This window comes from Streptomyces sp. UC4497 (assembly GCF_054871485.1).
Genome location: NZ_JBTYHB010000020.1, coordinates 67,711 through 86,952 on the forward strand (window position 1 = coordinate 67,711; position 19,242 = coordinate 86,952).

The 19,242-nt window shown below is 69.6% G+C and carries 22 protein-coding genes; 13 read left to right on the plus strand and 9 right to left on the minus strand.

Annotation, left to right across the window (positions count from 1 at the left end):
• The first annotated feature begins 165 nt into the window (after positions 1-165).
• Both ACYSUO_RS25745 and ACYSUO_RS25750 read left to right on the plus strand, forming a co-directional pair.
• Entirely contained in the window at positions 166-807 is a 642-nt protein-coding gene (locus ACYSUO_RS25745) for an IclR family transcriptional regulator (protein ID WP_266710835.1), read from the plus strand.
• A gap of 108 nt (positions 808-915) precedes the next feature.
• A complete protein-coding gene (locus ACYSUO_RS25750; protein WP_461778613.1) occupies positions 916-1,707 on the plus strand; it encodes a YlbL family protein in 792 nt (263 codons plus the stop codon).
• A 9-nt stretch (positions 1,708-1,716) separates the two neighbouring features.
• Here ACYSUO_RS25750 and ACYSUO_RS25755 read toward each other — a convergent pair whose 3' ends face one another.
• From ACYSUO_RS25755 to ACYSUO_RS25775, 5 genes are read right to left on the minus strand one after another with little or no spacing between them, the layout of a single operon-like run.
• The gene (locus tag ACYSUO_RS25755) at positions 1,717-2,685 is read right to left on the minus strand and encodes a glycine betaine ABC transporter substrate-binding protein (RefSeq protein ID WP_461778683.1); all 969 of its coding nucleotides are present in this window, start codon (positions 2,683-2,685) and stop codon (positions 1,717-1,719) included.
• 23 nt (positions 2,686-2,708) lie between these two features.
• Positions 2,709-3,587 (minus strand): ABC transporter permease, encoded by an 879-nt coding sequence (locus tag ACYSUO_RS25760; protein WP_461778614.1) that lies wholly within the window; start codon positions 3,585-3,587, stop codon positions 2,709-2,711.
• A complete protein-coding gene (locus ACYSUO_RS25765; RefSeq protein WP_461778684.1) occupies positions 3,584-4,843 on the minus strand; it encodes a betaine/proline/choline family ABC transporter ATP-binding protein in 1,260 nt (419 codons plus the stop codon). The genes ACYSUO_RS25760 and ACYSUO_RS25765 overlap by 4 nt, the downstream gene beginning before the upstream one ends.
• Positions 4,844-4,877: 34 nt before the next feature.
• Positions 4,878-5,525 carry an ABC transporter permease gene (locus ACYSUO_RS25770; RefSeq protein WP_266710829.1) on the minus strand — a complete coding sequence of 216 codons (648 nt, stop codon included), beginning with the start codon at positions 5,523-5,525 and terminating at the stop codon, positions 4,878-4,880.
• A gap of 34 nt (positions 5,526-5,559) precedes the next feature.
• Positions 5,560-6,030 carry an Lrp/AsnC family transcriptional regulator gene (locus ACYSUO_RS25775; protein ID WP_266710827.1) on the minus strand — a complete coding sequence of 157 codons (471 nt, stop codon included), beginning with the start codon at positions 6,028-6,030 and terminating at the stop codon, positions 5,560-5,562.
• Between the two features lie 122 nt (positions 6,031-6,152).
• Here ACYSUO_RS25775 and hppD point away from each other — a divergent pair, with 122 nt between their 5' ends.
• The 6 genes from hppD to ACYSUO_RS25805 all read left to right on the plus strand — a co-directional run bounded on the left by hppD (position 6,153) and on the right by ACYSUO_RS25805 (position 10,276).
• The gene (hppD, locus tag ACYSUO_RS25780) at positions 6,153-7,298 is read left to right on the plus strand and encodes a 4-hydroxyphenylpyruvate dioxygenase (protein ID WP_461778615.1); all 1,146 of its coding nucleotides are present in this window, start codon (positions 6,153-6,155) and stop codon (positions 7,296-7,298) included.
• Between the two features lie 22 nt (positions 7,299-7,320).
• Positions 7,321-7,605: a hypothetical protein gene (locus ACYSUO_RS25785; protein WP_461778616.1), complete on the plus strand. Its 285-nt coding sequence runs from the start codon at positions 7,321-7,323 to the stop codon at positions 7,603-7,605.
• Complete coding sequence (locus tag ACYSUO_RS25790; RefSeq protein ID WP_461778617.1) at positions 7,598-7,906, plus strand: SH3-like domain-containing protein; 309 nt, start codon at positions 7,598-7,600, stop codon at positions 7,904-7,906. Before ACYSUO_RS25785 ends, ACYSUO_RS25790 begins: the two co-directional genes overlap by 8 nt.
• The gene (nthA, locus tag ACYSUO_RS25795; protein WP_461778618.1) at positions 7,896-8,483 is read left to right on the plus strand and encodes a nitrile hydratase subunit alpha; all 588 of its coding nucleotides are present in this window, start codon (positions 7,896-7,898) and stop codon (positions 8,481-8,483) included. Before ACYSUO_RS25790 ends, nthA begins: the two co-directional genes overlap by 11 nt.
• 53 nt (positions 8,484-8,536) lie before the next feature.
• On the plus strand, positions 8,537-9,907 hold the full coding sequence (locus ACYSUO_RS25800) for an FAD-binding oxidoreductase (RefSeq protein WP_461778619.1): 1,371 nt from the start codon (positions 8,537-8,539) through the stop codon (positions 9,905-9,907).
• Between the two features lie 174 nt (positions 9,908-10,081).
• The gene (locus ACYSUO_RS25805) at positions 10,082-10,276 is read left to right on the plus strand and encodes a hypothetical protein (protein WP_461778620.1); all 195 of its coding nucleotides are present in this window, start codon (positions 10,082-10,084) and stop codon (positions 10,274-10,276) included.
• A gap of 22 nt (positions 10,277-10,298) precedes the next feature.
• Here the strand turns inward: ACYSUO_RS25805 and ACYSUO_RS25810 are convergent, their stop codons facing one another.
• Positions 10,299-10,778 carry an SsgA family sporulation/cell division regulator gene (locus tag ACYSUO_RS25810; protein WP_461778621.1) on the minus strand — a complete coding sequence of 160 codons (480 nt, stop codon included), beginning with the start codon at positions 10,776-10,778 and terminating at the stop codon, positions 10,299-10,301.
• 233 nt (positions 10,779-11,011) lie between these two features.
• On the opposite strand from ACYSUO_RS25810, the gene ACYSUO_RS25815 reads away from it, so the two are divergent.
• Positions 11,012-12,439 (plus strand): RDD family protein, encoded by a 1,428-nt coding sequence (locus ACYSUO_RS25815; RefSeq protein WP_461778622.1) that lies wholly within the window; start codon positions 11,012-11,014, stop codon positions 12,437-12,439.
• An 88-nt stretch (positions 12,440-12,527) separates the two neighbouring features.
• Complete coding sequence (locus tag ACYSUO_RS25820; RefSeq protein WP_461778623.1) at positions 12,528-13,181, plus strand: RDD family protein; 654 nt, start codon at positions 12,528-12,530, stop codon at positions 13,179-13,181.
• Between the two features lie 36 nt (positions 13,182-13,217).
• Here the strand turns inward: ACYSUO_RS25820 and ACYSUO_RS25825 are convergent, their stop codons facing one another.
• Positions 13,218-13,514 (minus strand): hypothetical protein, encoded by a 297-nt coding sequence (locus tag ACYSUO_RS25825; protein ID WP_461778624.1) that lies wholly within the window; start codon positions 13,512-13,514, stop codon positions 13,218-13,220.
• A 314-nt stretch (positions 13,515-13,828) separates the two neighbouring features.
• On the opposite strand from ACYSUO_RS25825, the gene ACYSUO_RS25830 reads away from it, so the two are divergent.
• Positions 13,829-16,240, plus strand: coding sequence for an immune inhibitor A domain-containing protein (locus ACYSUO_RS25830; RefSeq protein WP_461778625.1), 2,412 nt, complete (start codon positions 13,829-13,831; stop codon positions 16,238-16,240).
• Positions 16,241-16,361: 121 nt separating this feature from the next.
• The gene (locus ACYSUO_RS25835) at positions 16,362-16,688 is read left to right on the plus strand and encodes a hypothetical protein (RefSeq protein ID WP_426903363.1); all 327 of its coding nucleotides are present in this window, start codon (positions 16,362-16,364) and stop codon (positions 16,686-16,688) included.
• A 108-nt stretch (positions 16,689-16,796) separates the two neighbouring features.
• Here the strand turns inward: ACYSUO_RS25835 and ACYSUO_RS25840 are convergent, their stop codons facing one another.
• The gene (locus ACYSUO_RS25840) at positions 16,797-17,387 is read right to left on the minus strand and encodes an isochorismatase family protein (protein WP_461778626.1); all 591 of its coding nucleotides are present in this window, start codon (positions 17,385-17,387) and stop codon (positions 16,797-16,799) included.
• Between the two features lie 128 nt (positions 17,388-17,515).
• Positions 17,516-18,844: a nicotinate phosphoribosyltransferase gene (locus ACYSUO_RS25845; RefSeq protein WP_461778627.1), complete on the minus strand. Its 1,329-nt coding sequence runs from the start codon at positions 18,842-18,844 to the stop codon at positions 17,516-17,518.
• Positions 18,845-18,924: 80 nt separating this feature from the next.
• Between ACYSUO_RS25845 and clpS the strand changes: the two genes are divergently transcribed.
• Positions 18,925-19,242: an ATP-dependent Clp protease adapter ClpS gene (gene clpS / locus ACYSUO_RS25850; RefSeq protein ID WP_461778628.1), complete on the plus strand. Its 318-nt coding sequence runs from the start codon at positions 18,925-18,927 to the stop codon at positions 19,240-19,242.

Below are 19,242 nucleotides of genomic sequence, written 5' to 3' on the forward strand. Positions count from 1 at the left end.
CGTGGCAGAGCCGCCGCGGAGCGCAGCCGGTGCGTCCAATGACAGCCGTAAGCAGCCCAGCGCCTGATCACCGACCGGCGGCCTCTGACGCGCGTCGCCCACGGGACAGGTGACGCGACCCCCGCGCAGGAGACCGCCGTCCCTCACCACTAAGGAGTGGGCGTCGTGACCGCGGAGACCTCCCAGACGCTCGACCGGGGACTGCGCGTCCTCAAACTGCTCGCAGACACCGACCACGGCCTGACCGTCACCGAGCTCTCCAACAAGCTCGGGGTCAACCGCACGGTCGTCTACCGCCTGCTGGCCACCCTCGAACAGCACGCCCTCGTCCGCCGCGACCTGGGCGGCCGCGCCCGCGTCGGGCTCGGCGTGCTACGCCTCGGCCGCCAGGTCCACCCCTTGGTGCGCGAGGCCGCGCTGCCGGCCCTGCGCTCCCTCGCCGAGGACATCGGGGCGACGGCCCACCTCACCCTCGTGGACGGTACGGAGGCCCTCGCCGTGGCCGTCGTCGAGCCGACCTGGACCGACTACCACGTGGCGTACCGCACGGGCTTCCGCCACCCGCTCGACCGGGGCGCCGCGGGCCGCGCCATCCTCGGCGCCCGCCAGGGCGTGCTCCCCGAGTCCGGCTACACCCTCACCCACGGCGAACTGGAGGCGGGCGCGAGCGGCGCGGCGGCACCGCTCCTCGGGGTGACCGGCCTGGAGGGCAGCGTGGGCGTGGTGATGCTCTCCGACTCCGTCCCGGAACGGGTGGGCCCCAGGGTCCTGGACGCGGCCCGCGAGGTCTCGGACGCGCTCCGGTAGGTGTTTTCAGCCCCGCCTTTCGAACGAGAGCCCGCGGGGTCCGGGGCAGCGCCCCGCGACCGCAACGCCGTCGCCGGTGATCAACGACGACCACGTTAGAGTCACCCCGTGCTCAATCGCCTCAGCCGCCCCACCGCCCTGGCCCTCTGCGCCGCCCCGGTCGTCGCCCTGCTCGCGGTCGCGGGCTTCGCGCCCCTGCCGTTCTCGGTGGCGCAGCCGGGCCCGACGACGAACGTCCTGGGCACGTCGGACGGCAAACCCGTCATCGACATCAGCGGCGCGCCCACCCGCCCCACGGAGGGCAAGCTGCGCGCGGTGACCATCGTGGCGACGGGCCCCGACGCCTCCGTGCACCTCAGCGACGTACTCGACGGCTGGTTCGCCGAGAACCGCGCGGTCATGCCGCGCGACGCGGTGTACCCGTCGGGCGACTCGACGAAGGAGGTCGAGCAGCACAACCAGCAGGAGATGAAGGGCTCGCAGGACGCCGCCACCGAGGCCGCCCTGGCCTACCTCGGCAAGTCCTCGAAGGACGTCGAGGTCGACCTCCAGCTCGGCGACGTCGGCGGCCCGAGCGCAGGGCTGCTCTTCTCCCTCGGCATCATCGACAAGCTGGACGGCGACGGCAGCGGCGGCGACCTCACCGGCGGGAAGTCCATCGCCGGCACCGGCACCATCGACGCCGAGGGCAAGGTCGGCCCGGTCGGCGGCGTCTCGCTGAAGGTGCAGGCCGCCGACCGCGACGGCGCCACGGTCTTCCTCGTACCGAAGGCGGAGTGCTCGGACGCGAAGGCCTCCGCACCGGATTCGATGAAGCTGATCTCGGTGAGCACGCTCAAGGGCACGATGACCGCGCTGACGAACATGGAGAAGGGCTCGGGCACGGTCCCCACCTGCTGAGCAGGAGGCTCACTCCTTGACGAAGCCCTCCTTCACCAGCCAGTCCTTCGCCACGGCGTGCGGGTCCTCCCCGTCGACGTCGACCTTCGAGTTGAGGTCCTGGGCGACCGTGTTGTTGAGCTTCTTCGTGATCGGCTCCAGGATGTCCGCCATCGCCGGGTACTTCTTGAGCGCCTTGGTGTTGATCGAGGGCGCCGCGTTGTAGTTCGGGAAGAACTTCTTGTCGTCCTCCATGACGTTCAGGTGCATCGCCTTGATCCGGCCGTCGGTCGTGTAGACCTCGCCGTAGGTGCAACTGCCCTTGGACGCCTGGGTGTAGATGATGCCGCTGTCCATCTGCGTGATGTTGGCGCGCGGCACGTTCATCCCGTACGCCTTCTGCATGCCGGGCAGACCGTCGGCCCGGTTGGCGAACTCGCTCTCCACGCACAGCGTGACGGCCTTCGGGTCCTTCTTGGCGAGCGCGGCGACGTCGGAGAGCGTCTTGGTGCCGTACTTCTTGAAGTTGGCGTTGTTCATGGCGAGCGCGTAGGTGTTGTTGAGCTCGGCCTGCGGCAGCCACGTGATGCCGTTCTTCTTGTCGGCCTTGGCCACGGCCTCGTACTGCTTCTGCGGATCGGTGATCGGGTCCGAGTTGCCGAGGTACGTGATCCAGGCCGTGCCCGTGTACTCGTACATGGCGTCGGCGTCACCGGACTTGATGGCCTCGCGGGCGCCGATGGAGCCCTGGATGCCGGTCCGGTCGAGGACGTCCGCGCCGGCCGCCTTGAACGCGATGCCCATGATCGCGCCGAGCACCAGCTGCTCGGTGAACTCCTTGGACGTCACGGTGATGTCGGCGCCCTCCAGGGGCTTGCCCTTGCCGATGGAGCCGGGCTGCACGTCGTCGACCAGCGGGCTGCCACTGGTCAGTCCGCAGCCGGCCAGGAGCGCGATCCCGCAGCCCGCCGCCACGGCCACACGTACGCGGTACTTCATGGGCTTCACGGGGTTGAAGGACCTCATGAGCGCACCTCCAACCCGCGCGGGCGCAGCAGCAGTTCGGCCAGCGAGGCCAGCCAGTCGACGAGCAGGGCCAGCGCGATCGTCAGGATCGAGCCGAGCATCAGGACCGGCATGCGCTGGTTGGTGATCCCGGTGGTGATGAGGACGCCGAGGCCGCCGCCACCGCCGAAGGTCGCCAGCGTCGCCGTACCGACGTTGAGGACGAGCGCCGTGCGCACGCCCGCGAGGATCAGCGGGACGGCGAGGGGGAGTTCGACCTTGCTGAGCACCCCCATCGGCGACATCCCGATGCCCTTCGCCGCTTCGAGGAGCGTCGGATCGTTGGCCTTCAGGCCCGCGATGGTGTTGGAGAGCACCGGCAGGATCGCGTAGATGATGATGCCGATGAGGGCCGACTTCTCGCCGATGCCCAGCCAGATGACGAGCAGGGCGAGCAGGCCGATGGCCGGGGTGGCCTGGCCCATGTTGGCGATGGCCAGGGCGACCGGGGTCGCTTTGCGGAACATCTTGCGGGTCAGCAGGATCCCCAGCGGGATCGCGATGATCAGCACGAAGAACGTCGAGATCACCGTCAGGCTGATGTGCTGGCGGACCGCCTTGCCCACCGCGCCGCCCGAGATCGCGTTCTCGGAGATCGTGTCGAGGTCGGCGTTGCGGAACCAGAGCCAGGTGATCAGCAGGACGAGGACCAGGAACACCGGAAGGAACGTCAGCTTCTTCCAGGTGATGCGGGACGGTTCCTTCCGGGCGGGCGTGACGGGCGGCGGTGCCTCCTGCTCGCCCTGGCCCTCGTCGCGGAACGCGAGGCCCTTGACCTCGTGCTCGCCCTCGGGGCGCGCGCCCTTCGGGGGCGATTTTCGGGACGGTGTGCTCACGCCTTCGCCTCCCCGCCGGCGCCCTGGGAGCCCTCCTGCTCGAGGTGCGTCTGCTCGGCGCGCTTCTCCTCCAGCTCGTGCTGGTGCTCGACCGCTTCGAGGCGGTCGGCCTCCAGGAGTTCGTGCACGGAGTTCATCAGCGTCTCCATGTCGACGACGCCCTCGTACGCGCCCCGCCGCCCGGTCACCGCGACGCGGCCCGCGTTGTCGGTGAGGACCGCTTCGAGGGCGTCGCGCAGGGTGGCGTCGCGGGTGACGGTGTCGTGCACGAGGGTGCCCGCGCGGGCGAGGGAGCCCTTGGCGCGCATCAGGTCGCCGCGGCGCAGCCACTTGTAGGGCCGGCCGCGCTTGTCGAGGAGCAGCAGCTCGTTCGTGCCGGCCGCCCGCAGCTTGTTGAAGATGTCCTGCAGCGGGTCGTCGACGCCCACCGTCGGATAGTCGGTGACCTCCACGTCGCGTACGCGGGTGAGGTTGAGGCGCTTCAGCGCGGCCCCGGCGCCGACGAACCCGGAGACGAAGTCGTCCGCCGGGTTGGTGAGGATCGCCTCCGGGGTGTCGAACTGCGCGATGTGCGACTTCTCGCGGAGCACCGCGATCCGGTCGCCGAGCTTGATCGCCTCGTCGAAGTCGTGGGTGACGAAGACGATCGTCTTGTGCAGCTCGTGCTGGAGCCGGATCAGCTCGTCCTGGAGGTGGTCGCGGGTGATCGGGTCGACGGCGCCGAACGGCTCGTCCATCAGCAGGACGGGCGGGTCGGCCGCCAACGCCCGGGCCACGCCGACGCGTTGCTGCTGGCCGCCGGAGAGCTGGCGCGGGTAGCGACCGTGGTACTCGGCGGCGTCGAGGCCGACCAGGTCGAGCATTTCCTCGACCCGCGCCTTGATCTTCGACTTGGACCAGCCGATCATCTTCGGCACGAGCGCGATGTTCTGGGCGACCGTCATGTGCGGGAAGAGCCCGGAGGACTGGATCGCGTACCCGACCTTGCGGCGCAGCTTCACCGGGTCCATGTCGGTGACGTCCTCGCCGCCGATGCGGATGCGCCCGGCGGTCGGCTCGATCAGCCGGTTGATCATCTTCAGCGTCGTGGACTTTCCACAGCCGGACGGGCCGACGAAGATGATCAGCTCGCCCGCCTTGATCTCCATGTTGACGCTGTCCACGGCGGGGTCGGTGGAGCCCGGGTAGCGCTTGGTGAGGTTCTCCAGCTCGATGCTGGCCCCGGAGGCCTGCGTCGTCCCGGACGCCTCCGTGATCCCGGACGGCTCGGGCGTCGCGGTCGTCGTGGTGTCAGGCACGGATCCCCCTCGGGATGGTCAGCCGTCCGATGAGGACGTACGCGGCGTCGAAGAGCAGGGCGAGGATGATGATGCCGAGCGTTCCGGCGAGCACCTGGTTGAGCGCGTTGGCGCTGCCCAGGGAGGCGATGCCGCGGAAGATCTCGTTGCCGAGCCCGGGGCCGGAGGCGAACGCCGCGATGGCGGCGATGCCCATCAGCATCTGCGTGGAGACCCGGATCCCGGTGAGGATCGGCGGCCAGGCGAGCGGCAGTTCCACCTTGAACAGGCGGGCGGTGCGGGACATCCCGATGCCCTTCGCCGCGTCGATGAGCGCCGGGTCGACGCCGCGCAGGCCCACGATCGCGTTCCGCACGATCGGCAGCAGCCCGTACAGGGTCAGCGCGATGACGGTGGGCGCGACGCCGAGGCCCACGATCGGGATCAGCAGACCGATCATGGCGAGCGAGGGGATGGTCAGAATGGTCGAGGTGGCGGTCGTCGCCAGGTTCCCCGCCCATTCGCTGCGGTACGAGACGATGCCGATGACGATGCCGATCAAGGTCGCGAGGACCATGCACTGGAAGACGGCGCTCGCGTGCTGGTAGGCGTCGGCGAGCAGCTGCTGGTGCCGGGCGCCCAGGTAGTCCCAGAAGTTCATCGCACCTCACTCCCGGGCGGTGCTCGGATAGCCGTCAGGAATCTCCTGACGCCTGCTCCACGAGCGGGATGATCCGCAGCGGAACAGGATTTTCCATGACAATCGCCGTGGAAGCCCGGACGATGCCATCAAAGCCGACAACCCGGTCGATCACACGTTGAAGATCCGCGTTCGAGCGGGCCACGAGGCGGCACAGCATGTCCCCGCTGCCGGTCGTCGTGTGCAGTTCCAGGACCTCGGGGACGCCGTCCAAATGGGTCCTGACATCGGCTCCTTGGCCCTGTCTGATCTGCAGCGTCGCGAACGCGGTGACCGGGTAGCCGAGGGCCGCCGGGTCCACCTGGGGGCCGAAGCCGCGGATGACTCCGTTCGAGGTAAGCCGGTCGAGGCGGGCCTGTACGGTGCCGCGCGCGACGCCGAGCCGGCGGGACATCTCGAGCACCCCGATCCGCGGTTCGCGCGCGAGCAGCACGATGAGCCGGCCGTCCAGATCGTCGATCGCCATGCCTGCCTCCGGGGTGGTCATCCTGTACAAGCAGCCCGCAGAAACGGACGCACCACTGGTCAGATTGCCCAGCGAAAACGCAAACTATTGCGCACCTTGCGGACCGGCGGGAGTCTCACGGTATGACGCAGACCACACAGCACACCCCCGACACCGCACGGCAGGCCGATCCCTTCCCGGTCAAGGGGATGGACGCGGTCGTCTTCGCCGTGGGCAACGCCAAGCAGGCCGCGCACTACTACTCGACCGCCTTCGGCATGAAGCTCGTCGCCTACTCCGGACCGGAGAACGGCAGCCGCGAGACGGCCTCCTACGTCCTCACCAACGGCTCGGCCCGCTTCGTCCTCACGTCCGTCATCAAGGCCTCCACCGACTGGGGCCACTTCCTCGCCGACCACGTCGCGGCGCACGGCGACGGCGTCGTCGACCTCGCCATCGAGGTCCCGGACGCGCGCGCCGCGTACAAGTACGCCACCGAGCACGGCGCCCGTGGCATCGAGGAGCCGTACGAGACGAAGGACGAGCACGGCACCGTCGTGCGCGCCGCCATCGCCACGTACGGCAAGACCCGCCACACCCTGGTCGAGCGCTCCGGCTACGACGGCCCCTACCTGCCCGGCTTCGCGGCCGCGGCCCCGATCGTCGAGCCCCCGGCCAAGCGCACCTTCCAGGCCATCGACCACTGCGTGGGCAACGTCGAGCTCGGCAGGATGAACGAGTGGGTCGCGTTCTACAACAAGGTCATGGGCTTCACGAACATGAAGGAGTTCGTGGGCGACGACATCGCGACCGAGTACAGCGCGCTGATGTCGAAGGTGGTCGCGGACGGCACCCTCAAGGTGAAGTTCCCGATCAACGAACCGGCCATCGCCAAGAAGAAGTCGCAGATCGACGAGTACCTGGAGTTCTACGGCGGCGCGGGCGTCCAGCACCTCGCGCTCGCCACGAACGACATCGTCGCGTCCGTGAAGGCCATGCGGGCGGCGGGAGTTCAGTTCCTGGACACCCCGGACTCGTACTACGACACTCTCGGCGAGTGGGCGGGCGAGACCCGCGTGCCCGTCGAGACGCTGCGCGAGTTGAAGATCCTCGTCGACCGCGACGAGGACGGCTACCTGCTGCAGATCTTCACCAAGCCGGTCCAGGACAAGCCGACCGTCTTCTTCGAGATGATCGAGCGGCACGGCTCCATGGGCTTCGGAAAGGGCAACTTCAAGGCGCTCTTCGAGGCGATCGAGCGCGAGCAGGAGAAGCGCGGAAATCTCTGACCGGCACTCGTAGGCTGGCCTCATGGCCAGGATGAACGATGTAGGCGGAACGACGGGGTTCGGCGCCATCGACACCAGCGATGACGCCGAACCCTTCCACGCGGACTGGGAGGCGCGGGTCTTCGCGCTCCAGCGCGCGCTGCTCGTCCAGAAGGTCTTCAACCTCGACGAGTTCCGGGACGCCGTCGAGACGATGCCGCCCCAGGAGTACCTCGCGGCCTCGTACTACGAGCGCTGGTTCCACGCGATCCGGACGCTCCTCGAACGCAAGGGCGTCATCGAGGAGGGGGCGCTCGACCGTGTCTGAGTCCGGGCAACCCGCTTACGTCGCCGGGGACTTGGTCCGTACGTACCGGCACGACCCGCCGCACCACACCCGGCTGCCGCGTTACGCCCGCGGCAAGCTCGGCGTCGTCGTCGAGCCGGAGGGCCGGGCGCCGCTCGCCGACGTGCGCGCGCAGGGGCGTGGGGACGCGCCCGTCGAGATGGTCTACGCGGTGCGGTTCGCGGCGCGCGAGCTGTGGGGCGAGGGCGAGCACGACGTCGTCCTCGACCTGTCCGAGAGCTATCTGAAGCCTTTCGAGGAGGTCGACGGCGATGTCCGGTAACCACGACGACGCGGTGATCTCCCGCCAAGTACGGCTCCTGGAGAGCCTGTTGGAGGAGAAAGGCATCGTTGGTGGCGAGACGGTCGACGAGGTCATCGACGGCTTCCTCGCGGGGGCCTCGCCGGTCAACGGGGCGAAGGTGGTGGCCCGCGCCTGGACCGACCCGGTGTTCAAGGAGCAGCTGCTGGCGGACGGCTCGGCGGCCGTGGCCGAACTGGGCTTCTCCAGCGGGGGAGTTCAGCCCCAGAGGCTGCGCGTCACCGAGAACACCGCCGACGTGCACAACATGATCGTGTGCACGCTCTGCTCCTGCTACCCGCTGCGGCTCCTCGGCCCGTCTCCCGGCTGGTACAAGAGCGAGGCGTACCGCTCGCGGGTGGTGCGTGAACCCCGGTCGGTACTGGGCGAGTTCGGCGTGACCCTCCCGGACGACGTCAAGATCACCGTCTGGGACTCCAGCGCGGAGACCCGCTACATGGTCCTGCCACGGCGTCCCGCCGGAACGGATGGGCTGAGCGAATCGGACCTGGCATCCCTGATCACCCGCAACGGCCTGATCGGCACGGCGCTGGTGTAACCCCGTTTCAGTAAGGGGTTCACACGATCGGCACGGAGTGCGAGGGTGTGATCATGAGCCGCACACTCATGGAAGAGCTCCGCACGGGCCTGCCCGCGGAAGCCGTCATCGTCGACGCCGACGTCACCGCCTCCTACGCCCACGACATGGCGAGCTTCTGCGACGCCGGCACCCCGGCCGTCGTCGTCCTGCCGCGCACCGTCGAAGAGGTCCAGCACGTGATGCGCACGGCGACCGCGCTGCGCGTCCCGGTCGTCCCGCAGGGCGCCCGTACGGGCCTGTCGGGCGCGGCCAACGCGAGCGAGGGCTGCATCGTCCTCTCGCTCGTCAAGATGGACCGCATCCTGGAGATCAACCCGGTCGACCGGATCGCCGTCGTCGAACCGGGCGTCATCAACGCCACGATCTCCCGCGCGGTGAACGAGCACGGGCTCTACTACCCGCCGGACCCCTCCAGCTGGGAAATGTGCACCATCGGCGGCAACATCGGCACGGCCTCCGGCGGCCTGTGCTGCGTGAAGTACGGGGTGACGGCGGAGTACGTGCTCGGGCTCGACGTCGTCCTCGCCGACGGGCGGCTGCTCCAGACGGGCAGGCGCACCGCGAAGGGCGTCGCAGGCTACGACCTGACGCGGCTCTTCGTCGGCTCCGAGGGCAGCCTCGGTATCGTCGTGAAGGCGACGCTCGCGCTGAAGCCGCAGCCGCCCCAACAGCTCGTTCTCGCGGCCGAGTTCGCCTCTGCGGAGGCCGCCTGCGACGCGGTCTGCCGGATCATGGAGGGCGGACACGTCCCGTCCCTGCTCGAACTCATGGACCGTACGACGGTGAAGGCCGTCAACGACATGGCCAACATGGGCCTGCCGGAGACCACGGAGGCGCTGCTCCTCGCCGCCTTCGACACCCCGGACCCGACCGAGGACCTCGCGGCCGTCGGCGCGCTGTGCGAGGCCGCGGGCGCCACCCAGGTCGTGCCCGCCGAGGACGCCGCGGAGTCCGAACTGCTGCTCCAGGCGCGGCGGTTGTCGCTCACCGCCCTCGAAGCGGTCAAGGGCACCACGATGATCGACGACGTGTGCGTGCCCCGCTCCAGGCTCGGCGAGCTGCTCGAAGGCGTCGAGCGGATCGCCGAGAAGTACGACCTCACCATCGGGGTGTGCGCGCACGCGGGCGACGGCAACACGCACCCCACCGTCTGCTTCGACGCGCAGGACGCCGACGAGGGGCGCCGCGCCCGCGAGTCCTTCGACGAGATCATGGCGCTCGGCCTCGAACTCGGCGGCACCATCACCGGCGAGCACGGCGTCGGCGTGCTGAAGAAGGAGTGGCTCGCCCGCGAGCTGGGCCCGGTCGGGGTCGAGATGCAGCAGGCGGTGAAGGCGGCCTTCGACCCGCTGGGCCTGCTCAACCCGGGCAAGCTGTTCTGATCCCTGCCCCGTTGACCGTCCTGATCGCGGGGAGTGCGGGCCCGGTCACGTACGGCCCGCATAAAGGACGAAAGCCTCATGTGGCGGGGTGTCGTCCGGCGGGACCCTGGAGGGGTCGCACGGCCGGCCGTCAGGGCGTCGGCCGGCATCCCGCAGCCCGATGAGGTCCCGCCCATGAGCACCAGCAACGCCGGCCGTAACCACGACAAGTCCGCCCGCCGCCGCAGGACGACCGCCGCCGTACTGGTCGGCGCCATCGCGCTCTCCTCCGTCGGCCTCGCGGTCGGCACCGCCGTCGCGGACCCGGGCCCCGCCCCGGCGGGCGTCACGCTCACCGGCACGTTGGACCCGGGCGCACCTTCCGAGTGATCCGGCCCCCGTGCCGGGCCCCTCACAGGTCGTCGGAGGACGACTCGTCCCCCGGCCACGGGTCGCACAGGTACAGGTCGTCGGCGGCCGGGGCCGTGGTGAGCAGCTCGGCCAGGGCGTCGTCGATGCCGAGCTGCTCCGTCTCCGTCCCGGGCGGCACCGCCCGCAGCGTCCGCTCCAGCCAGGCCGAGACCTGCGTGGTCGGCATCTCCAGCAACGCGTCCCCGTCCGGCGAACTCAGCGCCACCAGCACCACGCTGCGCCCGTCCACCTTCGTCGGCCACACCCGCACGTCCCCGTGCCCGCACGGCCGGAACACCCCCTCCACGAGCAGCTCGCGGGCGAACGTCCAATTGACCGGGTGGGTCGAGCCGATGTGGAACGTGATGTGGACGGCGTAGGGGTCGTCGGTTCGGTAGGACAGTCGGGCCGGGACGGGGATGCTCCGCTCCGGCGAGAGCACCAGCTTCAGTTCCAGTTCGCGTTCCACCACGGTGTGCATGTCGTGCGTTTCCTCTCCGTCGTACGGGTCCGGAGCGGGCCCGTTGGAAGGTGAGAGCGCGATCTGCCGGGAGCATTACGCGAGTTCGACGAAGATATTTCTCCGGTCTTCGACAAGGGGCGTCAGGTTCCCCGAAAAGTGGTCCGTAACGGCGGAGCGGCGCGGGCGGACGCGGCGGTCTGATAGATGTGGAACCCACAACAAGACCCCCGAGCAGATACGGGACGACGGACATGAGTGCGCCAACCCCGGCCCCCGGTGACGACAGGCCCCGCGAAGGCTACTACCCCGATCCGTCCATTCCCGGATATGTCCGGTACTGGAACGGGGCTGCGTGGGTACCGGGCACCAGCCGCCCCGCCCCCTCCGACGGAGAAACCCTTCCGGCCCCGCCCGGTGGCGGCGCCGCCCCCGCCGCCACGTCGGTGTCCGAGCCCCCTCCCGCGGAGGAGACCGGACCCGTCTTCCTCGACGAGGAGCCCTCCGTGCGTACGGAGATGGGGCCCGCGGACCACGCCGCACCCACGGCCCCCGAGCCCGCGTCCGCCTGGGGGGCCAACACCGCCCGGCAGACGGGCTTCGGCACCGAGCAGGCGAACCGGGTGTCCTGGGGCGCGGCCCCGGGCTCCGAGACCCCCGAGCAGGCCTCCCCGCAGGCGTCCCCGCCGCCGGACCGCACGGACGGCACGGTCAAGCTCCGCGCCATGCAGCAGCCGGGAGGCGGGCAGCAGGCCCCCGCCGACGGCACGATGGCGTTCCGGGCGCTGCCGAAGCAGGACGGGCAGGGCGGCGGGGCCGCCACTCCGGGCCAGTCCCAGGCGCAGGCCCGCGCGGGGCTGAACCCGCAGCCGGCTCCGCAGACCCCGGCCGCCCCGGCCCAGCCGAACGTCCCGCAACAGCAGCCGCAGCAGCACCAGCCCCAGCAGCCGCAACAGCAGCAGCCGCCCCAGGCGCAGGCGCATCTCCAGAGCCCCATGACGCAGGGGCCGGGCGGTGGCTCCCCTTCGTGGCCGCAGCAGGTGCACCAGCTGGCGGGCCAGGGGCAGGGTCAGGGCCAGGTTCAAGGACCGGCCCAGGGGCAGGCGCCCGCCCCCGCGGCGGACCCGAACGGTCCGGTGACGCCGTTCAAGCCGGTCTCCACCGACCCGTTCCTCGCCGCGGCGCAGGCCGCCGCTGCCGCCCGCCCGGCAAGCCTCGGCAAGCGGTTCGCGGCCCGGCTCATCGACTCGGTCGTCGTCGGCGCGGTCACCGCGACCGTCGCCGTGCCGCTCGGCACCAAGGCCGCCGACCACATCAACGGCAAGATCGACGAGGCGAAGGCCTCGGGGCACCAGGTCACGGTCTGGCTGCTCGACGGCACGACCGGCACGTACCTGGGCATCGTGCTCGCGGTGCTGCTCGTGGTCGGCACGCTCTACGAGGCGCTGCCGACCTCGAAGTGGGGCTACACCCTCGGCAAGAAGCTGCTCGGCCTGACGGTCCGTGACATCGAGGAGCACGAGTCCCCGACGTTCGTCTCGGCCCTCAAGCGCTGGATCGCGTACAGCGTGCCCGGCGTCCTCGTCGTGGGCGTCCTCGGCGTCCTGTGGGGCGCCTTCGACCGCCCCTGGCGCCAGTGCCTGCACGACAAGGCGGCGCGCACGTTCGTGGCGGCGGACTGACGGCAGCGTCATCCGACTGACGGCCGGATCTCATCCGGACGGCGGCCCGCCCATTGCAGGGCGGCGGGGTTAGCGGTCCACTCGGGCCATGAGCACCGAACCGCCGCCCTCCGGGTCCGGCCAGCCGCCGGACGACGACCCGTTCCGTAAGCCGCCGCCCACCGATCAGGGCGGCGGCTCGCCGTACGACAACCCCCAGAACCCCTATGGCTCGGCGCCCCCGCCTCCGCCACCGCCCCCGTACGGCGGTGATCCCTACGGTGGCGGCTACGGCGCCGCCGACCCGCTCGCGGGGATGCCGCCGCTGGCCGACAGCGGCAAGCGCGTCCTCGCGCGGATCATCGACATCATCCTCATCACGATCGTCGTGGGCCTGCTGTCCTGGATCTTCGGGGTCGGCCAGTACGACATCGACACCGACGAGATGGACGCGGGCAAGCGGCTCGCCCAGTCGCTGATCGGAGCCATCCTCTACGTCGGCTACGACACGATCATGACGGCGAGGACCGGGCAGACGCTCGGCAAGAAGTGGCTGAAGCTGCGCGTCGCCAACCTGAGCGACGGCGCGACGCCCAGCATGCAGACCAACCTGTTGCGCGCGGTCGTCCTGTGGGTGCCCGCGGTGTTCTGCTGCGCCTGCATCTGGACAGCGATCTGCGGCGGCTGGAGCTTCTTCGACAAGCCCTACAAGCAGGGCCTGCACGACAAGGCGGCGAAGACGGTGGTGGTCAGCGCCGCCTGACCGAAGTCCACACCGAAGAACCGGCGGGTCCGTGTCTCACGGGCCCGCCGGTTCGCGTGCGCGCGAGGCCTCGGACGAGGCCGAGGGGGAGGGGACCGTGGTGCTGAGGCGCTGCGCCGGCACCCGTTCCTCCGCGGTGGCCGACCCTGCGGCGGTCTCCCGCTTGCGGGTCGGAACCGACATCGCCACGAACAGGCCCAGGATGAGCGCCGAGACGGCGATCACCGGGATGCCGGGGCCCGATTCGGTCTGGGACAGCAGAACCATGGCGATGGTGGAGCAGACGACGGTGGCCGAACCGTAGGCGAGCTGTGCGACAGTCGGGCGAGGCATGGTGAGATCCGTCCTCGTGACATCGGGGGACTATTCGGACCTGTGCCCGAGCAGGGCACCCGGTAAGCATGCCCTAAGCCTTGCTGCCGGAGCATGGGGGGCGCACGGAGTCACCAGGTCCACCAAGTGGACGGTAGGGCGCGCCTGTTGCTCGTGTGGCGGCCTCGATCGATGCGTTCGCATTCCGAACCGGTCGCTCTGCATAGTGCAAAGGGAATGTCTCAGTCAAGGTCTATTATTTCTTCTCTACCTCCGGTCAAATGACGTCACTTGTGACGCGTGGCGCTCACGCCACGGAGGAGGGGACCACTCAAGTGACCACCAAGAGACGGGCGTTGAGATCGGTCGCCGTGCTCGCGACCCTCGCCGCCACCGCGGCCACGGGCTCGCTCGCGGCGACCACCGCTCAGGCCGACACCCCGGCCAGGACGAGCGCGACCGCCGACGGAAAGACGTACGGGGGCAAGGGCCACGTCTTCGACGGCCCGTTCAGCAAGCAGCAGGAGAAGCAGCGGCAGGCGGCGCTGCAGCAGGTCCTCCAGGGCGACTCGAAGGTCCAGGAGAAGCACGGCTCGAAGGTCGTGGAGCTGTCGAAGGGCAAGTACGTCGAGCTGGGCCGCGAGCGCACGGACAAGATCTTCACGATCCTGACCGAGTTCGGCGACAAGGTCGACAACACCACCCTGGTCGACCGCGCGGACGACGACACGGACGAGCTGAAGCCCAAGTACGGCGGCACGCCCGGCCCGTTGCACAACCAGATAGCCGAGCCGGACCGTGCGAAGGACAACAGCACGGCCTGGCAGAAGGACTACAACTCCCAGCACTACAAGGACCTTTACTTCGGCGACGGCAAGACCGCCTCCGGCAAGGGCTCCGAGTCCCTCAAGACCTATTACGAGAAGACCTCCTCGGGCCGCTACTCGGTCGAGGGCGAGGTCTCCGACTGGGTCAAGGTCGAGTACAACGAGGCCCGTTACGGCTCCAACTACTGCGGCGCCGACAACTGCCCGAACGTCGAGGACCTGGTCCGCGACGGCATCAACGCCTGGGTCGCGCAGCAGAAGGCGGCCGGCAAGTCGGACGCCGACATCAAGGCCGACATGGCCCAGTACGACCAGTGGGACCGCACGGACCACGACAACGACGGCAACTTCAACGAGCCCGACGGCTACATCGACCACTTCCAGATCGTCCACGCGGGCGAGGACGGCTCGGCCGGCGGCGGCGCGCAGGGCGGCGACTCCCTCTGGGCGCACCGCGGTTACGCCTTCTCCCGTGACGACGGCGACACGGGCCCGTCCGGCTTCAAGGCGGGCGGCACCCCGGTCGGCGACACCGGCATCTGGGTCGGTGACTACACGATGCAGCCGGAGAACGGCGGCCTCGGCGTCTTCGCCCACGAGTACGGCCACGACCTGGGCCTGCCGGACCTGTACGACACGACGTACACCGGCGAGAACTCGGTCGGCTTCTGGTCGCTGATGTCGGCGGGCTCCTGGCTCGGCACCGGCAAGGACTCGATCGGCGACATGCCGGGCGACATGACGGCCTGGGACAAGCTCCAGCTCGGCTGGCTGAACTACGACAAGGCCAAGGCGGCCACCAAGTCGACGCACAAGCTGGGTGTCTCGGAGTACAACACCAAGCTCAAGCAGGCGCTCGTCGTCGAACTGCCGAAGAAGAACGTCACCACGGACATCGTGAAGCCCGCCGAGGGCACGAAGCAGTGGTGGTCGGACTACGGCGACGACCTCGACAACACGCTCAGCCGCACCGTGGACCTGACCGGCAAGACGTCCGGCTCCCTCGAACTCGACGGCTGGTACGACATCGAGAAGGACTACGACTACCTCTACACGCAGGTGTCGACCGACGGCGGCGCGAGCTGGAAGACCATCGACGGCACCGCCGACGGCCAGCCCCTCCCGCGCGACGGCGGCGACAAGCCGGCCCTCACCGGCACCAACGGCAAGTTCCAGCACCTGAGTTACCCGCTGGACGCCTACGCCGGTCAGAAGATCGACGTCCGCTTCCGCTACAAGACCGACGGCGGAGTGGCCCAAATGGGCTTCGCCTTCGACAACTTCACGGTCAAGGCGGACGGCGCGACGCTCTTCTCCGACAACGCCGAGACGGAGCAGGCCGGTTGGACCACGCGCGGCTTCTCCCGCGTCGGCGCCTCGATCTCCGGCGACTACCCGCAGTTCTACCTCGCCGAGAACCGTCAGTACGTGAGTTACGACAAGACCCTCAAGTCCGGCCCGTACAACTTCGGTTGGCGTGACGGCGGCGCCAAGCAGAACTGGGTGGAGCACTACTCCTACCGCCCCGGCCTCATGGTCTGGCAGTGGGACACCTCGCAGCGCAACAACAACGTCGGCCAGCACCCCGGCAAGGGTCTGATCCTCCCGGTCGACGCGCACGCGAAGCCGCTGAAGTGGTCCGACGGCAAGCTGATCACCAACAAGATCACGCCGTACGACGCCGCCTTCGGCCGCTACCCGGTCCCCGGCATGACGCTCCACAAGCTGGGCGTCGAGACCAAGATCCCGGCGCAGGCCGGCGTCCCCGTCTTCGACGATCACAAGGGCACGTACTGGTACGAGGAGAACCCCACGGGAAGCGTGCGCACAACTGACACCAACACCAAGATCAGTATCGTGAAGCAGCCGCTCGACGGCTCCTCGATGACGATCAAGGTGGGCCCCTCGGTCAAGAAGTAAGGCAAAACCGCAGGTCAGAAACGTATCGGCCGCGACCCTCTAGCGGGGTCGCGGCCGGTCGTGTTTAGGTGCGTCCTGTGAGTTCCTTATTGACACTACGTCTCACGGGGGTGTGACAGTCATGTCCGCAGGAGGGTTCTGCAAGCTGCCGGGAGGCACGGTGGTGGTCGCTCTGACGCTGCCCGCGCCGGGCCCCGGCGAGGGCGCCGTACGGTTCCTGGTGCACGCCGCGAACCGGGCCCGCGCCCTGACCCGCCTGCGCAATCTGGGCCTGCGCGCGGTCTACCTCAGAGGCAACGCCCAGCCACCGACCCCGGACGAAATAACCGCGGTCCTCCACCACCCGGACGGCCTGATCTGGCGCACGGCTCCGGACGCGCGATCAGGCGAACTCTGGCACCCGATACGCAGCCTCTTGCCGGGCAGAGTGAGCCCGTCGGGCGTCTGAGCCCATCCAGCCCCTCCGGCGATTGAGGAGCGGGGTCCGGGGCAGAGCCCCGATCTTTTCAGCCCCTGCGGCGATTGAGCAGCGGGGCCCGGGGCGGAGCCCCGCGACCTAGGCCACGACGGGCTTACCCGTGAGCTCCACGCCGGCCGAGCGCAGCTCCTCAAGCGCCGCCTCCGTGGTGGCGGCCGCCACCCCCGCGGTCAGGTCGAGCAACACCTTCGTCCGAAACCCGGCCCGCGCCGCATCGAGCCCGGTGGCCCGCACGCAGTGATCCGTGGCGATCCCGACCACATCCACCTCGGACACCTCCCGCCGCCGCAACCACTCCTCCAGCGGCACCCCGTTCTCGTCCGCCCCCTCGAACCCGCTGTAGGCGGCCGAGTACGCCCCCTTGTCGAACACCGCATCGATCGCGCCGGAGGCCACCGCAGGGGCGAAGTTCGGATGGAACCCGACCCCCTCGGTCCCCGCGACGCAGTGCCGCGGCCAGCTGTGCACGAAGTCCGGCGCCTCCGAGAAGTGGTCACCGGGATCAACGTGATGATCACGCGTGGCGACGACGTGCTGGTAGCAACCACCGCCCGCCTGCCCGACGAGATCGGTGATCGCGGCAGCGACATCGGCACCCCCCGCCACCGCGAGGCTGCCGCCCTCGCAGAAGTCGTTCTGCACATCCACGACGATCAGGGCGCGACGCATGATTGCTGTCCTTCTGCTTGGAGACTTAAGAGCGTAGAAGCTTCAAGTGCGTTGCGGGAGAGGGCGTGGGGGACGGCCGAGGGGAGGCCGGCCCCGGACGCCCCCGACCGGCCTCCAGGCGTACTCGGTCAGACGTACTCGGTCGGGATGACCGGCTCGCCCCTGGACAGCTGCGTGGCCGACAGCGGCAGCCCGTCGCGCGCCGCGATGTGCCGCTCGCGCACCGCGTCCAGCGGCTCACGGGCCACGACCTCGCCGCCCTTGACCAGCTCGACGAGGAGCTGCCGGTCGGCCAGCTCCTCGGGGACGGCCCCCGTGCCGACGACCTCGGCCTCCGCGACCCCGTCCGCGTCCGGCCGGCGCGCGGCCCACTTGCGGCCGCCGACGGAGGTCTTCCCGCCCGCCGACTTCTTCGCCACGGGCACCAGCGGCGCCTTCGGGTCGGCGGACTCGGCGCGCGCGACCAGCTTGTAGACCATGGAGCAGGTGGGGTGCCCGGAGCCGGTCACCAGCTGCGTACCCACCCCGTACGCGTCCACGGGCGAGGCGGCGAGCGAGGCGATGGCGTACTCGTCGAGGTCGGAGGTGACGACGATCTTGGTGTTCTCCGCGCCCAGCTCGTCCAGCTGCTGGCGCACCCGGTGCGCGACGAGCAGCAGGTCGCCGGAGTCGATCCGGACGGCGCCCAGCTCGGGCCCCGCGATCTCGACGGCCATCTTGACCGCCTCCTGCACGTCGTACGTGTCCACGAGCAGCGTCGTCCCCTTGCCCAGGGAGTCGACCTGGGCCCGGAAGGCGTCCCGCTCGGTGTCGTGGATCAGCGTGAAGGCGTGCGCGCTGGTGCCGACGGTCGGGATCCCGTACCGGAATCCGGCCGCCAGGTCCGAGGTCGTCGCGAAGCCGCCCACGTACGCGGCGCGCGAGGCGGCCACGGCGGCCAGCTCGTGCGTACGGCGCGCGCCCATCTCGATCAGCGGCCGGTCACCGGCGGCCGAGGACATCCGGGACGCGGCGGCGGCGATCGCCGAGTCGTGGTTGAGGATCGAGAGGATCACCGTCTCCAGGAGCACGCACTCGGCGAAGGAGCCCTCGACGCGCAGCACGGGGGAGCCGGGGAAGTAGACCTCGCCCTCGGGGTAGCCCCAGATGTCGCCGGAGAACCGGTAGTCCGCGAGCCACTGGAGCGTCGGCTCGTCGACGACCTTGCGCTCGCGCAGGAAGTCGAGCACGCCCGCGTCGAACCGGAAGTTCTCGACGGCGTCCAGGACGCGCCCGGTGCCCGCGACGACGCCGTAGCGGCGGCCCTCGGGCAGTCGCCGGGTGAAGACCTCGAAGACCGAGTGCCGGTCGGCGGTGCCCCCGCGCAGGGCCGCCTGCAGCATCGTCAGCTCATAGTGGTCGGTGAAGAGCGCCGTCGACGGAACGTCCACCGGCAGGCCCAGGTCCGCTGTGTTCATAGGATGGATGCTACCCCCGATTAGCGTCAGGGTGACGATTTCTGCGTCCGTTTGTGCGTGGGGCGGGTGGTGGTGGCAGCATGGGCTCTGTGACGGCTCCAGCACCCATTGAGATCGAAAGGCCCGAGACGACGGAGGACGCGTCCGTCGTCCCCGAGCCGGACGTCCCTTGGATCACGCTCGTCCACAACGATCCGGTGAACCTCATGAGTTACGTGACGTATGTCTTCCAGACGTACTTCGGGTACTCCAAGGACAAGGCCACCAAACTCATGATGGACGTGCACCAGAAGGGCCGGGCCGTCGTCTCGACCGGCTCCCGCGAGGAGATGGAACGCGACGTGCAGGCGATGCACGGATACGGCCTGTGGGCCACGCTTCAACAGGATCGGAAGTAG